This window comes from Hymenobacter plasmatis (assembly GCF_020711255.1).
GTDB lineage: Bacteria > Bacteroidota > Bacteroidia > Cytophagales > Hymenobacteraceae > Hymenobacter.
This window is the reverse complement of record NZ_JAJFAW010000021.1, coordinates 70,269-85,968: the sequence shown is the minus strand read 5'-3', so window position 1 is coordinate 85,968 and position 15,700 is coordinate 70,269. Positions and strand designations below refer to the sequence as shown.

Here is a 15,700-nt window from a genome sequence, read left to right as displayed (position 1 = left end):
CAAAAGGAATGCGTTGCCTTACTCAAATCTCCTGCCAAAATGCTTTATACACTTTTTAGATTGTAAATATTAACCTTAAAGTACAATTTATCCTCGTTTATTTGAGGGATGGGTCACGGGTGGCGTTGCTTGAATAGTTCTAAACCGGTAAAATATTGTATTCTTAAAGAATGTTATTTAGCTGTTCTTTTATTTTTTCCAGCTCCTCTTTCATGCCCACCACCAGGTGCTGCACGGTCGCATCGTTGGCCTTGGAGCCGATGGTGTTGATTTCGCGGCCGATTTCCTGGGCCAGAAAGCCGAGCTTCTTACCTACGGCCTCGTCGGGCTGGTGGATTGCCTGCTCGAAATACGCTAAGTGGGCGGCTAGGCGCACTTTCTCTTCGGCAATGTCGAGCTTTTCGATGTAATAGAGCACCTCCTGCTCGAAGCGCGTGGCGTTGAACTGCTCGTGGCTGGTGAGCTCGGCCAGGTGGCCGGCCAGGCGCTGGCGCACGTGCTCGATGCGGGCGGGGTCGTGCTCTTCCACTGCGGCCAGCTGCTGGCGGATGGTGGCCACGTAGCTCAATATTTCGACGGTGAGCGTGGTGCCCTCGTCTTGCCGGAACTGCTGCATGGCGGCAATGGCTTCGGTGAGCAGCGGCTGCAGCTCAACCCAGGCCACTTCTTCGGCGGCGGGCTCGGCATCGCGCGCTTCGGAGGCGCTGGGAATCACGCCCGGCAGGCGCAGGGCGGCCAATAGGGTGTCTTCGCCAGTGGGCAGGCCCAGGCTGTCGGCCACGCTTTTTAGCTCCTGGAAGGCGGCCACCAGGGCTTCCTTATTAAGAGTGGCGGCGGCGCGGGCCGCGGCGGGCCGCACAAAATCGAGGTTGAGGTTGACTTTGCCGCGCAGCAGGGCCTTGGCCAGGGTGTTGCGGATTTCCAACTCGTGGGGCATCAGGAACCGGGGCAGGCGCAGGGTCAGGTCGAAGGTTTTGGAATTGACGGAGCGCAGCTCCACGGCGGCGGTGTAGGAATCGGTTTCGCGGTGGGCCTGGCCGTAGCCGGTCATGGAAATAAGCATGGGGTCAATGAGCTGAGGTGTCGGGGAATCGGCCGCATGCAGCCGTTGAGCCAACAAAGAAACCCCGGCTTGGATAAGCAACTGCCGGCCCGCGCCAGGGTACGGCGGCCAATAGGCGCTGGAGCTGCTGCGGGCAATGTTACCGCTGTGTTAAGTATGTGCTTGAAATACAACAATTAGGAAATGGACCTGAGCAAGGGTTAGCCGTTTTGGGGCCAGAACTTTGTGCCCGAAATCAAACCCCTGACTTATGTCGATTCGCAATTTTTTTACCCATCTGTTTCTGCTGGTACTTCTGGCCTGGTCGCAGGCGGTTTCTGCACAGGTCACCACCTCCGCTTTGAGCGGCAAGGCGGTTTCTGATAAAGGCGAAGAATTGATTGGCGTAACGGTGGTGGCCACGCACCAGCCCACCGGCACCAAGCGCGGCACGGCCACCGAAGTAGACGGCGGCTTCAACATCCCGAACCTGGCCCCCGGCGGGCCCTACGAAGTACAAGTAACCTACGTGGGCTACAAGCCCCAGACCATCGGCGGCGTCTTCCTGACGCTGGGCAACACCACCCGGCTCAACCTGGTGCTGGCGGCCGAGGCCCAGGCTCTGGCCGAAGTAGTGGTGGTGGGCAACACCCAAGCCACCAAAACCGGCGCCGGCACCACCGTGGGCCGCGAGGCGCTGCAGCAGCTGCCCACCATCTCGCGCAGCATCCAGGACTTCACCCGCCTCGACCCGCGCAACTCGAACAACTCCTTCGCGGGCAGCTCGTTCCGCTACAACAATATCACCCTGGACGGTGCCGTGAACAACGACGCCATCGGCTTTTCGCCCTCGCTGGGCGGGCAGGGCGGCACCAGCGGCCTGCCCGGCGGCTCGGCCCGCGCCAATCCCATTTCGCTCGATGCCATTCAGGAGATTCAGGCCCAGGTGGCGCCCTACGACGTGAAACTGGGCAACTTCACCGGCGGCTCCATCAACGCCGTGACGCGCTCCGGCACCAACGACTTCCACGGCTCGGTGTACGGCTACGGCCGCAACCAGAACGTGACCGGCAAAAGCATCGACGGGGCCGAATCGAAAATCGGCACGGCCTACCACGACTACCAGACCGGCTTCCGCCTGGGCGGGCCGCTGGTGAAAAACAAGCTGTTCTTCTTTACCAACGCCGAAATCGCGCGCCGCACCGAGCCGCAGTTCTACGGCGTGGGCCAGGCCAACTCGCCCATCACCGCCGAGCTGGCCCAGCAGATTGCCAGCAAGCTGCAAACCAGCTACAACTACAACGTGGGCGAGGCGGGCGCCTACAACATCCACGCAAACAGCAACAAGGTGTTTGGGCGCCTGGACTTCAACCTCAACGACAAAACCAGCATTGCCCTGCGCCACAACTTCATCAGCTCCGAAGCCACCAACCTGGAGCGCTCGGGCAGCCTGTTCAAGTTTGGCTCGCAGGACTTTACCCAGCACAACATCCAGAACTCGACGGTGCTGGAAGTGAAAAGCAACTTCAGCAGCAAGCTGGCCAATAACCTGATTGTGGGCTACACCAACATCCACGACTACCGCGACCTGCTCGGCGGCCAGGCCATGCTCTTCCCGGCGGTGCAGATTAACGCCGTAAGCACCGACCCCAGCAAAGGCTTCGGCGGCGGCTCCAACCAGATTCTGCTCGGCTCGGACCGCGAAGCCAGCATCTTCAACCAACGCCAGAAGACCTTTGAACTCACCGACAACTTCACGTTCTACACCGGCGCCCACGCCCTCACGCTGGGCACGCACAACGAGTTCTACAACATCGACTACGGCTTCATCAACTCCTGGAACGGCCGCATCGAGTACAACAACGTGGCCGACTTCCTGGCCGACAAGCCCAACCGCATCCGCGGCACCTACAACAACGGCACGGCCGGTGACAACTCCTACGCCTATAACTTCAACAACCCCTCGGCTCAGTTCAACATCAACTTCTACAGCGCCTACCTGCAGGACGAGTGGAACGTGAACGACAAGTTGAAAATCACCCCGGGCATCCGCTTCGACATCGCCTCGCTGCCCACCAAACCGGCCCTGAACTCTGGCCTGGTGAACAACCCCCAGAACGACGCCAATACCCTGAACCAGACGTACTCGCACACGGCCTGGAAAGACCTGAGCAACGGCTACTTGGGCAAGGTGCAGGCGTCGCCCCGCCTGGGCTTCAACTACGACGTGAAAGGCGACCAGTCGGTGGTGGTGCGTGGCGGCTCGGGCATTTTCACCGGCCGGGTACCGTTTGCCTGGTTCGGCTATGCCTACTACAACAACGGCGTGAATTTCAATTCGGTAGATGTGAACAACATCCGCGGCACCAACGGCGGCGCGGGCACCGTGTACACGCTTAACCAGGACCCCAACAAGATTTACGCCCAGCTGCCCACCGCGGCCTATAACCCCGCCAACCTGAAGGCCGGCACCACCGAGGTAAACCTGATTGACAACAACTTCAAGATGCCGCAGGTGTGGCGCTCGTCGCTGGCCGTCGATTTCAAGCTGCCTACCGGCACGCGCCTCTCGGTAGAAGGCCTGTACACGAAGACCTTGCAGGACGTGAAGTTTGAAAACATCAACCTGGCCGACAACGTGACCTACCTGGCCGGCGGCCCCACCCAGAGCCCGCGCTACACGGCCGGCACCTTCGGCACTAAGGTTAACCCGAGCTTCTCCAACGCCTTCTTCCTGACCAACACGCAGAAAGGCTACCGCTACCAGCTCACCGGCTCGGTGGGCCAAACGGTGAGCAACATCCTCGACGCCTCGGTGGCCTACACCTACGGCCAGAGCAAAGACATCAGCAACGGCATCCGGAACTCGCCGCAGAGCAACTGGGAGCTGAACCCCGCCCTGAACGTGAACGACCCGGCCCTGGCCTACTCCAACTTCGACCTGCGCCACCGCGTGGTGGCCTCGCTCAACCTGCACAAGGCCCTGACGCCGCGCGTCACCGGCTTCCTCACCTCGGTGCTCACCTACGCCAGCGGCTCGCCCTATACCTGGGTGTATAACAACAACTTCCTGGGCAACGGCCAGCAAAACGTGGAGCTGGCCTACATCCCCGGCAGCAACTCGGATATTGTGCTGGTGAACAAAGGCGCGGCCCCCGTCACCACGGCCAACCCCAACGGCTACGCCCTGGATGCCTCGGGTGCCCAATACGCCTCCCTCAACAGCTTCCTCAACAACGATTCGTACCTGAAAACCCGTCGCGGCCAGTACGCCGAGCGCAACGCCGGCCGCACGCCCTGGAACAACCAGGCCGACGTGCGCCTGATGATGGAAGCCAAGCTCGGCAAGCTCGAAGCCAACGAAGCCGGCGTAGTGCCCAGCGGCCACACTCTGCAGATTTCGCTGGACATCATCAACTTCGGCAACTTCCTGAACAAGGACTGGGGCCGCCAGTACTTCGTGCCCAACACCTTCAACTCGACCCTGGGCACCGGCCTCACGCAAGTGGCTTTCGCCGATGCCGCCGGCAACATCTCGGCCAACTACAACACGGCCACCTTCAACCGCCCGGCCTTCACCTACGGCACGCCGGCCACCTACTCCATCGACCAGCTGGCCTCGCGCTGGCAGGGGCAGCTTGGCCTGCGCTACTCGTTCTAACGCAGCAATTCCAAACGCAAAAAGGCCGCCGCATCAATTGATGCGGCGGCCTTTTTGCGTTTGGAATTGCAATGAAGAATGGGGAGTGAAGAATGAGGAATTGAATGGGGTCGTTATTTGTGAGAATTCTTCATTCTTCATTCTTCATTCCCCATTCTTCATTGAAGAAGTGTGTTTTGCATCTGCCCAAGTGGTACCCGCACCGCTACGACGACCAGGACGGCGACTTTGTGGGGCGGCACGTGGCAGCAATTGCCGCGTTTGGAGGCGTGGAAGGAGCCGTACTCTTCGCCGCCGTGGCCCGGGGCCCGCTGCCGGGGCTGATTGACGCAGAAGAAGATTTCAGCGGACCCTGGCCTACGCTGCGCTACTGCTACCGAGCCGCACCCACCGGCCTGGCCGCGCTGGACAAGCCGCTGAAGCTGCTGCTCTACTTCTGGTGCCTGCTGCGCGGCTACCGGCGCCTGCGCCGCCACTGGGGCCAGCGCCCCGACCTGGTGCACGTGCACGTGCTGCTGCGCACGGGCCTGTTTGCCTGGGCCCTGAAGGTGGCGCGCAACATCCCCTTCGTCATCACCGAGCACTGGACGCTGTATCTGCCGCAACGCGTCGGCGGCATCTCCTGGCTGCGCCGGGTGCTCACGCGTGCCGTGGTGCGCCGGGCGGCCGCGCTGCACACCGTATCGGGTGGGCTGCGCGATGCCATGGCGGCGCTTGGGTTTGTGAATGCCCGCTCCGTGGTCATCGCCAATGTGGTGGATACAGCCCTGTTCCAGCCCCGGCAATTGGCCTCGGCCGGCGCTCCAGTCACTTTAGCTCAAGAAGCCTCAGCTCAGGCCGTGGAGTCTCCCACGCTGCTGCACGTTTCGGCCTTTCACGACCAGGTGAAGAACCTATCGGGAGTGCTGCGCGTGGTAGCGCGCCTGCGGGCGGCCTGGCCAGGGCTGCGCCTACGCATAGCCGGCTACGGGCCCGATGAAGCGTATTTACACGAATACGCCGCTACCCTAGGCTTGCTGGCCGATAGCACCGTGCAGTTCCTCGGCAAGCTGCCGCACGAAGCAGTGGCTGCGGAAATGGCCCGCGCCACAGCCCTGGTGTCGTTTAGCCGGGCCGAAACCTTTGGGTGCGTGCTGCTGGAAGCCCGGGCCTGCGGCTGCCCGGTGGTGGCCACGCGCACCGGTGGTGTCCCCGAGCTATTCCAGCCCGATAATGCCTTCGGCCTACTGGTGGAGCCCGATGACGAGGTTGGGCTGGAAAAAGCCCTGACGGCAGTGCTCGCCGGCACCGCCCGCTTCGATGCAGCTCAACTACATGCCGATGCCGCAGCCAAGTGCGCCCCAGCAGCGGTGGGCCAGAAATTCGGCCAATTATATCGAAAAGTATTAAACGGGTAATAAAAGTGAGAATTGGGTATAAAAGCACCGGATTGGGCCAAAATCAGTAGCTCAACCTAGCTTTCAACCCGGCCTCTGTCTAGCGCTCTTCGGCGGGCATTGTGCGCAAGGGCAGGACATGGTAGGCGGCTAAGCTAAGTTTGCCGGCCTGTTCGCCCCTATGATAAAACGCATCCTTCAGCACTTCGCGGCGCGGGTCCTCACGGCGGGGCTCAGCTTTGCGGTGGTGTGGCTCACGGCGCGGTATCTGGGGGCAGCGGGGCGCGGCCAGGTCAGTTTATTCTTCACCGATATGTCGGGGCTGGTGCTCCTGGCTGGGCTGGTGGGCGGCTCGTCGCTGATATACCTGGTGCCGCGGCGCAACGTGTGGCACCTGCTGCTGCCGGCTTATGGCTGGGCCCTGGTGGTGAGCGTGGCAGGAGCCGCCGCCGTGTACCTGCTGCGGCCTGTCGGCCCGCAGTATGCGCTGCATCTGGGAGCCGTGACGCTGGTGCAGGTGCTGCTTTCCGTCAACGTGTTTCTGCTGCTGGGCCGGCAGCGCGAGCGTGCCTACAACGTGTTGACCACCGCCCAGGCGGCACTGCTGGCCGGGGCGCTGGTGCTGGCTTTCGGGCCCTGGCACTGGCTCACGGTAGATGCGTACTATTATGCGAACTACGTGGCCTACGGTTTGCCGTGGCTTATCAGCATCGTTTTGCTGCTGCACCTGCCCGATGCCTGGGGGAGCCGCTGGGTGCGCCGCCACGCCTCGGCGCGCGAGCTCGCCCGCCATAGCCGGGGCGCGCACTTTTCCAATTTGCTGTCCTTTGCCAACTACCGCTTCGGCTATTACGCCGTGGCTTATCTGGCCGATGCCCGGGCCTTGGGCGTCCTTTCGGTAGGTGTAGCCCTGGCCGAAGCCATCTGGCTGATTCCGCGCAGCACGGCCCTAATTCAGTACGTGGCCCTGGTAAACGCCGCTGACAAGCGCGGCCAAACCTACGCGGCCCTGCGCGGCAGCCGGCTCACGCTCCTGGCCACGGCGGGGGCGGTGTTGGTGCTGGCCGCCGTGCCGGCCGGGTGGCTGGCGGCCATTTTCGGCCCGGAGTTCGGTGCGGCGCGCAGCGTCATTCTCGCCCTGTCGCCGGGCATTCTCATCAACGGCGCCGGCATGCAGGCCAGCACCTATTTCAGTGGCACTGCCCGCTACGGCGTAAACAACCGCGCCGCGCTGCTGGGCCTGGCCGTGACGGTACCCGTGTGCCTGCTGTTGGTACCGCGGCTGGGCATGGTAGGCGCGGCGCTGGGCATGTCGGCTTCCTACATGGCCAGCGTGGCCTATCTGTTCTGGCACTACCGCCAAGCCATGAACGCCAAATGGCGCGACCTGCTCCCCGGCTGGAACGACGTGCAATGGGTGACGCGGCGCTTTCTTAAGAATGAGGAATGAAAAATGAGGAATGGGGCCGGGCACGGCGGACAACTCCCCTCCTCAGTTGAGGAGGGGACGCTCAACTGCCAAGTTGAGCTGGGGTGGTTGCCCTCGTTGAACGATGGGCGAACGAGTTGGGCTGGAATCGTGCAACGGCTTAACCACCCCCGTTTGAGCTAACGCTCAAACATCCCCTCCTTGGTAAGGAGGGGAGCTGTCCGCCAAATCCTCATTCTTCATTAAGCGCCGCGCCGCTTACCGCACTACTTCCACCCAGCCTTTCAGGCGGTGGCCGTCGGGATACGTTAGCAGATAGTAGTACACGCCGGCCGGCTGGCCCTGGGCGTCCCATTCGTCGTGGTAATTCGCGGACTCGAACACGTTTTGGCCCCAGCGCGAAAACACCTGTAGGCGCGGCACGCAGTCGGGCCCAATTTTGAAGGTTTGGTTTTGGGCGTCGCCGTTGGGCGTGATGATGTTGGGGATGTTGCGCTCCTTCACCTCCACCGGCGGGGCCGTGGCCGTGATGTCGCAACGGTCCTGGTTGTAGCGCACCAGCACGCGCGGCTGATACAGGCCGGGGGTGGCGTACGTGTGCGTGGGGCTGACTTCGGTGGACTTGCTGCCATCGCCAAAATCCCACACCACCGACGGGGCCGCCGAGCCGCTGGAACTAGCCACCGCGAAGCGTAGTGTGAGTGGCGCTAGCCGGGTTTCGGGGCACGCCACGGGCTGCCAGGAGGCCAGCAAAGTAGGCGGTACTGCCACTGATACCCGACGCGTGGCCGTAGCCGTGCAGCCGCCGCGGGTTACGGCGTAGGTCAAACTCACCGAGCCCGAAAAGTTGGCCGACGGCGTAAACACAAACCCCGAAGCCGCGCTGCCGCTCACGCCCGGGCTGGTGAAAGTGCCGCCCGCCGGACTGCCACGCAGCGCAAAGGGCCGGGTGCTGCCCGGACACAGCACGGTATCGGCGGCCACGGTGGCGGTAAACGGGCTGGTCAAAGTCACCGGTTGGCTGGCCTGCAGCACGCAGCCGTTGGAACTCAGGGTGTACACCAGTTGATAGGTGCCGGCGCTGAGAGTGGGCGAGAAAAAGTAGCCCGTGGCAGCACTTCCGCTCACGCCGGGGCCGCTGAAGGTGCCGCCCGCCGGCATGGCCACCAAGGGCACTGCGGGTAGGGCCGGGGCGCCGGCCACGGGCAAGCAGTAAGCCGGCTGGGGCAAGGGCGCAAAATTGAGCACTGGAAGTGCCGTGACCGTCACGAGGCGGGTGGCCGTATTGCTGCAAGTACCGGTGCTGGTGGCGGTGTAGGTGAGGGTTTGCGGGCCCACCAGCGCCGCCGACGGCGTAAATACAAAGCCCGTGGCCAGGCTGCCGCTCACGCCCGGGCCCGACCAAGTGCCACCGGCCGGGCTGCCCACCAGCGCCTGCGCGCCGGCCTCGGCGCACAGCGTCTGGTCGGCGCCGGCGCTCACGCCGTTCCCGATGGTGACGTCTCGCGAGCCTTGCACCACGCAGCCATCGGCGTTCAGCGTGTACACTATTTGCACAGTGCCGGTGCTCTGGTTGGGCGAGAACACGAAGCCCGTAGCTAGGCTGCCGCTCACGCCGGGGCCGCTAAAGGTGCCGCCCGCCGGGGTGGCCGACAACGGCACCAGCGGTAGCGGGGGCAAGCCGGGCCCTGGCCGGCAGTAAGCCGCCTGCAGCAGCGGCGAGATAACCACAGCCGCCGGCGGCTGGCCCACGGCCACGCGCCGTGCATCGGTAGTAGTGCACAGGCCGGTGCTGATGTAGGTGTACGTCAGGGTTTGCACCCCGACGAGGGCCACCGAAGGCGTAAACACAAAGCCTGTGGCCAAGCTGCCGCTTACACCCGGCCCCGCCCAGATGCCGCCGGCCGGCGTGCCCACCAGCGGCTGCGGGCCCGCCGTGGCGCACACTTCCTGGTCGGCGCCGGCGTTGGCCGTGCCGGGCTGGAAGTTGAATACAAAGGAGGCGTTATTACAGAGCGAGCTCTGGCCAGTGCCGCTGTTATTGGTGGTGGAGTAGGTGTGGGCGCCCGCCGGAATGGGGAAGCCCGTGCGCGCAAAACACGAGCAAACGGCCTGGTACACAATGCCGCGCGGGTCGAAGCGCGACGTGCCGCCGTCCACGTGCTCGCCAGCGCCGGTGCTGCTGCCGTAGTACGTGCCGTAGGTCAGCCCCGTGAGGCCGGCCGCAAATTGAGCCAGGTAAAAGTCCGAGCCGTCGGTGGTGAGCTGGGCGGCGTCGGCGGTGGTGGGCAGGCGCGTGGTGCTGCCGTTGCTTCCCAGGTAGGTGTCCGGGCCGCTGCGGTTAGATGAGCCGCCCCAGCCGCACACGTACACCCGGTCGCAGCGGTCCACCAGAAACGCCGTGGGGTCAACGCTCACCTTGCCCGCGTTGGCGGGGTCGGTGCTGCCGAAGGCGGTGGATAGCAGGCTTTGGCCCAGGTTGGCGTCCAGCTTTTGAATGAAAAGCGTGCCGTTGGTGGTGCTGAACAGACCGGGCGTGAGGGTAAATGCCCCCAGCGTCTGGCCCAGCAGGTACACCCCGCCGTCGGTGCCCAATTGCAGGAAGTAGGCTTGGTCGTACGCGTTGGTGCCCACGTAGGTGGCGCGCAGTACACTAGCGCCATTGGCCGCAATGCGGGCCGCAAAGCCGTCCACGTTGCCGGGCCGGGTGGTGCGGTAGGCTCCGCTCGTCACCGGGAAGTCAGGGCTGATGGTGCCGCCGGCCACGTACACGTCGCCGCTGGTTGGCTCAATTTGAATGGAATACGCCGCGTCGGCACCCGAGCCGCCCAGAAACCCGCCCCAGGCTAGGCTAGAAAGCGTGGGCGTGAGCTTGCACGCCACCCCATCGGAAGAGCCACCGCGGTAGGTGCGGCCGAAGCCCGTGCCCAGCGGGAAGTCCTCCGACATGGTGTGCGAGGCGATGTACACGTTGTCGGCGGCGTCCACCTGAATGTCGCCCCGAAACGCGTCACCGTAGTTGTGGGCCAGCTGCAGCGTGCTTCCGGAAGGCGACAGGAAAATGTCCAGCGGCAGCAGGCCGTCGTTCTTACTGCCGCCCAGGTATGTGGAAGCCACCAGCCCGGAGCCGCTGGCATTCAGGCGCGTAATCACCAGGTCAGAGCCGGTGGGCGAATTAAAAGGCGGGCCCGAGCCGAAGGGCGACGACGGCGTGCCCCCAGCAAAGCGCTGCTGCAGGGCAGTGGCCGAAGTCGGATAATCACTGGAACCCGACGAGCCCAACACCAGCAGCTCGCCCTGATTGTTCACCACGAGGCTGTGCGGAAAGTCGGCGCCGTTGCCGCCCAGGTAGGTGGCCCACACCCGAGCCGCCGGGCCCGTCGCGCTGGTGTTGTACTTGATGATGGCAATGTCAATCAACGCCGCAAACGTGGTCTGGAAGGCCCCGGGGCTGGTGGGGTAGCCCTCACTGAAGGCGATACCGCCCGAGTACATGTTGCCATCGTCGTCGTAAGTGGCCGTAAAGCCCCAGTTATTGGCCGTAGAGCCGGTGTAGGATGCAAACACCACTACTGGGTCGATGGTCAGCGGGCGGGCGGGGTCGTAGGTGCCCAGGGCAAAGCGCACCAGCTTGCCCGCCAGCACGTAGCGGCAGGCCACCGACTTGCGGCGGCCGGCGGCGTCGGTTTGCCAGGCCTGCGGGGCCCGCTCGGTCATGGTGCCCACGCTGGTGCGCACCAGCAGGTTGCCGGTGGGGTCCAGCGCCAGCCCGTCGGCGCCGTCGTGCCGCAGGGCAATGGCCGCCGGGTTGGCCCGGGGCGCCAGCTCAAAATCGTATTCCAGGTGCTGGTCGGCACTTTCGTACACGCGGGCACTCACGCCGGGCCACAGGCCGGCGTAGTGCAGCTCCCGAAAGCCGCGCACGTCGCGGACCCAGCGGCGGGCGTCGTTGCCGAGCAGGTAGTTGCGGTGTTCGGCCGTGGGGGTTGCGGCGGTGAGGGAGGCCGGGGCGGCACCCTCAAAATGCAGCGTCAGGGCGTGGCCGCGCACCGGGCCCTCAGTCGCGGTGCTGGGGCCGTCGTGCCCCAGTTGAGCCGGGCCGCCGTTGGCCAGCAAGGAAAATGTCAAGCCATCGGCTTCGGCAAACAGCCGGCCGCCGGGCAGAGGCGCGGCGTACCGCACGTGCGCATCCCACTGGCCTTTGTTTTCAATAAATTCCAGGCTGCTTTCGGCCGGGTGGGGGTGCTCGCTGGCTTGAGCTAAGCTGGCAATGGCCAGGAAGGGTAGAAGGGAAGCTGCCTTAAAAAGTAGCGGTAGTTTCATTCAAATCGATGAATAGAGATAGAGCAGAACCATAAAGGTAAAGCCCGAAAAATGGCGGGTCGCGCACCATTTTTCGGGCTTGAGATAAAAAGAGGTAGCCTGCTGGAATTGAGCTGAAATTTTCGCGGGGTTTCAGCGGCCGGTATTAGCGGCGCACTTCCACCCAGCCTTTCACCCTGCGGTCGTCGGCGTCGCGCAGCAGGTAGTAGTAGATGCCATCGGGCAGGCCGGAGGCGTCCCAGCTGTTGTGGTACTCGTCGGTCTGGTACACCCGCTGGCCCCAACGCGAGTACACTTCCAGCGAGGCCGGGCGGCAGGTGAACAGGGGCCGGAAAGTCTGGTTTTTCTCGTCGCCGTTGGGCGTGATGATGTTGGGAACGAACACCTCGCCGACTTCCACCGGCGAAAATCCCGTGAGCACCTGGCAGTTGCCGTAGCGCGCAGTGAGCGTGATGTGGTAGCTGCCGCCTTTCAGGTAGCGGTGGGTGGGCGTAGCCTCCGTGCTGGTGGGGCTGCCATCGCCAAAGTCCCAGCGGTAAATAGCGTTGGGTGCCAGCAGCACGGGCGTGAGCGGGAGGTCGAAGGGCGCGAGGCCTGCGTACTGGGGCGCCGCGGCGCACACCGGCAGGTTTAGGCCCACGTTTTGGGTCGAGGTGGGCGTGAGCACCACGGTGCGGGTGGCACTGACCTGGCACGGGCCCTGCGCCACGGTGTAGGTGAGCGGGAAAATGCCGCCGCGGTTGTTGGTGTTGGGCGGGGTGAAAAAGCCGCTGGCCGTCACGCCATTGCCCGTCCAGGTGCCGCCCGCCGGCGACTGGCCCCGCAGCTGAAACGGCTGGCGCAGGTCGGCGCAGAGCGTGGTGTCGCGCCCGGGTGTCACGGTGGGCGGCCGGCTCACCGTCACCTGCTGGCTGATGACGCCGCAGCCCAACGAGTCGGAGACGGCATACGAAATGGTGTGGGTGCCCACGCCGGCCGCGGCCGGGTCGAAGCGCCCGCCTGCCACCCCTGGTCCGCTCAACGTGCCGCCGGCCGGCGTGGCCGTAAGGGCCACCGCCGGCTGCGTAATGCACTGCGGCGGCACTGGGGCCAGCGTGGGCACAATGGCCGGCGCCACCAGGTAGCGCACGGCCTTGGTGCTGAGGCAGGTGCCCGTAGAAGCCACCGTGTAGCTGATGACGTACTGCCCCGGCCCCACGGCTGTGGGCACAAAGCGGTAGCCCCCGCCCGGAATGGCCTGCACACCCGGCCCGCTCCACACGCCGCCCGCTGGGCTGCCGCCCAGCGTCACGGCCCCGTCGTTCACGCACACGTAGCGCCGGGGGCCGGGGTCGGCCTGTATCACCTCAAAGTTCATTTTGAAAGCGCCGTTGTTGCAGCGCGCGCTGCCGTTGCGGGCGGTGTAGCTGCCCGCGCCCGGCGGCACCGGAAAGCCCACCGGCCCCCCGCCGCAGCTGGCGCACATGGCCTGGTACACAATGCCGCGCTTGTCAAACCGCGACGTGCCGCCGTCCACGTGGTCGGGCGGGCCGCCCAGCTGCCCAAAGAAGGTGGCGTAGTCGAGCTTGGTCATGCCCGCCCCAAATTGAGCCAGGTAAAAGTCCGAGCCGTCGGTAGTGGGCTGTACGGCAGTGGACGTGACGGGCAGGCCGCTGGTGGTGCCGCCGAGGTAGTCGCCGTTGTCCACACCGCCCCAGCCGCTGATGTACACCCGCTCGCAGTCGTCCACCAGAAAGGCGGTGGGCACCAGGTTGGGCCCGTTGCCCGCCCCGCCGCGGCTGCCAAAGGCCGTGCTGTAAAGGCTGGCCGTGAGGTCGGGGTTGAGCTTTTGAATAAACTGCGGGCCGCCGGCCGTGCCGTACAGGCCGGTCGTGATGGGAAACTGCCCCAGCGTTTGCCCCAGCAGGTAGGCGTTGCCGGCCGCGTCGAGCTGCAGAAAATAGGCCTGGTCGTAGCCACTCGTGCCGATGTACGTGGCGCGCTCCACCGTGCGGCCATCGGCGCTGATGCGGGCTGCAAACCCATCGGCGATGCCCCCCAGCGGGCTGCTGCGGTAGGCCCCGGCCGTGGCCGGAAAGTTGGTCGAGGTAGTGCCGCCGCACACGTACACGCGCCCTTGGCCATCAAGCTGCACCGAGTAGGCGGCATCGGCCCCACTCCCCCCGAAAATACCGCCCCACTGCATAAAAAGCGACGGTGTGAGTTTGCACACAAGAACATTATAGCCAGGACCTTGTGCCAAAAATCTGTCTAGCGGATTTCCCTGGCTCCCCAGAAAGACATCGCGCGAGTTTGTGGTGGAAGCAATGTAGATGTTGCCCGCCCCATCGAGCACTACATCCCCGCGAAAGGTGTCGCCGTAGTTGGCGGCCAGCGCGCCGTCCGCTAATACCCCGTCGTTGCCATTTCCGCCGATATAAGTGCTGGCTAGCAGCGCGCTGCCGTCGGCGCTGAGGCGGCTCACCACGATGTCCGAGCCGTTGGGCATGTCATACGGCGTCCGCCCGGCCCGGAAGGGGTCAAGCGGCGTGCCTCTGTAAAAGAGCCGTTGGTGGGCCCCGGCCGTGGTGGGGAAGTTGGTCGACGACGTACTGCCCATAATCACCAGCTCGTTCTGGGTGTTCACCACCAAGCTGTGTGGGAAGTCGGCGCTGTTGCCGCCCAGGTAGGTGGCCCACACTCGCGCCGCCGGGCCGGTCGCCGTGGTGTTGTACTTGATGAGGGCCATGTCCATCGCACTGCTGAAGCTGGTGCGGTAGGCGCCCGGCGTGGCCGGGAAAGTGCCGCCGTAGTTGTCGAACACAATGCCGCCCGAGTACAGGTTGCCGGCGTTGTCGTAAGTCGCCGTGAAGCCCCAGTTGTCGGCCGTTGAGCCGGTTAGGGTGGCAAACAGCACGGTGGGGTCAATGGTCAGGGCCCGGGATTTGTCATAGGCGCCCAGCGCAAACCGTACGGTGCTGCCCGCCAGCACGTAGCGGCAGGCCACGGGCTGGCACACGCCCGCCGCCGTGGTTTGCCAGGCTTTCGGCGCAAGCTCGGTGGTGCTGCCCACCGTGGTGCGCACCAGCAGGTTGCCAGCCGCGTCCAGGGTCAGGGAGGTGGCGCCTTCGTAGCGCAGGGCCACTTGGGCAGGGTTGGCGTGGGGGGCCAGCTCCACGTCGTACTCCAGGTGCTGGCCGGTGTTTTCGTACAGCGTCAGGCCGATGCCGGGCCACAGGCTGGCGTAGTGCAGGCGCCGGAACGCGCCCACGTGGCGGGCCCACCGCCGCTCGTCGCTGCCCACAAAGTAGTTGCGCTCCCCGGCCGTGGGCGTCTCAGCCGTGAGGCGAACGCGGGAACTGGCCTTCTCAAAATGCACGGTGTAGGCGTGGGCCGCAAAGCTGGAGCTGGCTCCACTTGAGCTGGCGGCCGTTTTGTTGGCCGTGCCCCCGCCGCCGTGGTGGTTGCTCATCAGGGCCGCGTCTACAAAAGCGTAGGTGAGGGCATCGGCCTGCACAAAGAGCCGGCCGGCCGGCAACGCGGCCTCGTACCGCACGCGGCGGTCCCACTGCCCTTTGTTCTGAATAAACTCGAGGCTGGCCGCGGCCGGCTCCACCGAAGCGGGGCGGGCCGGTGCCGCCTGCGCCGGCTGCAATGCCAGTAGTAAAAGCAAGACCAGAAGACGTTGGTAGACAGCGCGGAAAAGTGGAGCCATATAAGCGCGGAAGGCAGGAAAGAGGGGAAGTGGAAATTGTGAGCAGCCGGCGCAAAATGTGAAGATGCCCAGCGGCCCGAGCGGCGGCCGTGCAAATTTCATGCAGGCCTGGGCCCGGGTATCATTTCAAGTAGAGCTTATTGCATTTAAAGCCAGATTGGGCTCGGGGTTTGAA

At 64.5% G+C, this 15,700-nt stretch carries 6 protein-coding genes; 3 read left to right on the top strand and 3 right to left on the bottom strand.

Annotated features, from left to right (window positions below):
* Positions 1–163: 163 nt before the first annotated feature.
* Positions 164–1,063, bottom strand: coding sequence for a YicC/YloC family endoribonuclease (locus tag LJ738_RS15250; RefSeq protein WP_227787258.1), 900 nt, complete (start codon positions 1,061–1,063; stop codon positions 164–166).
* A 250-nt stretch (positions 1,064–1,313) separates the two neighbouring features.
* On the opposite strand from LJ738_RS15250, the gene LJ738_RS15245 reads away from it, so the two are divergent.
* The 3 genes from LJ738_RS15245 (at position 1,314) to LJ738_RS15235 (ending at position 7,529) form a co-directional block, all read left to right on the top strand.
* On the top strand, positions 1,314–4,703 hold the full coding sequence (locus LJ738_RS15245) for a TonB-dependent receptor (protein WP_227787257.1): 3,390 nt from the start codon (positions 1,314–1,316) through the stop codon (positions 4,701–4,703).
* Positions 4,704–4,879: 176 nt separating this feature from the next.
* A complete protein-coding gene (locus tag LJ738_RS15240; RefSeq protein ID WP_227787256.1) occupies positions 4,880–6,100 on the top strand; it encodes a glycosyltransferase in 1,221 nt (406 codons plus the stop codon).
* A gap of 160 nt (positions 6,101–6,260) precedes the next feature.
* Complete coding sequence (locus LJ738_RS15235; protein ID WP_227787255.1) at positions 6,261–7,529, top strand: lipopolysaccharide biosynthesis protein; 1,269 nt, start codon at positions 6,261–6,263, stop codon at positions 7,527–7,529.
* Positions 7,530–7,766: 237 nt separating this feature from the next.
* Here LJ738_RS15235 and LJ738_RS15230 read toward each other — a convergent pair whose 3' ends face one another.
* Both LJ738_RS15230 and LJ738_RS15225 read right to left on the bottom strand, forming a co-directional pair.
* Positions 7,767–11,831: a DUF7948 domain-containing protein gene (locus LJ738_RS15230; RefSeq protein ID WP_227787254.1), complete on the bottom strand. Its 4,065-nt coding sequence runs from the start codon at positions 11,829–11,831 to the stop codon at positions 7,767–7,769.
* Between the two features lie 145 nt (positions 11,832–11,976).
* Positions 11,977–15,483 carry a DUF7948 domain-containing protein gene (locus LJ738_RS15225; RefSeq protein WP_227787253.1) on the bottom strand — a complete coding sequence of 1,169 codons (3,507 nt, stop codon included), beginning with the start codon at positions 15,481–15,483 and terminating at the stop codon, positions 11,977–11,979.
* Between the last annotated feature and the right edge of the window lie 217 nt (positions 15,484–15,700).

What these genes read in the sequence shown, in the direction of transcription:
- LJ738_RS15250 (WP_227787258.1), bottom strand. Translation starts at nt 1,063, where the DNA reads ATGCTTATTTCCATGACCGGCTACGGCCAGGCCCACCGCGAAACCGAT.
- LJ738_RS15245 (WP_227787257.1), top strand. Translation starts at nt 1,314, where the DNA reads ATGTCGATTCGCAATTTTTTTACCCATCTGTTTCTGCTGGTACTTCTG.
- LJ738_RS15235 (WP_227787255.1), top strand. Translation starts at nt 6,261, where the DNA reads ATGATAAAACGCATCCTTCAGCACTTCGCGGCGCGGGTCCTCACGGCG.
- LJ738_RS15230 (WP_227787254.1), bottom strand. Translation starts at nt 11,831, where the DNA reads ATGAAACTACCGCTACTTTTTAAGGCAGCTTCCCTTCTACCCTTCCTG.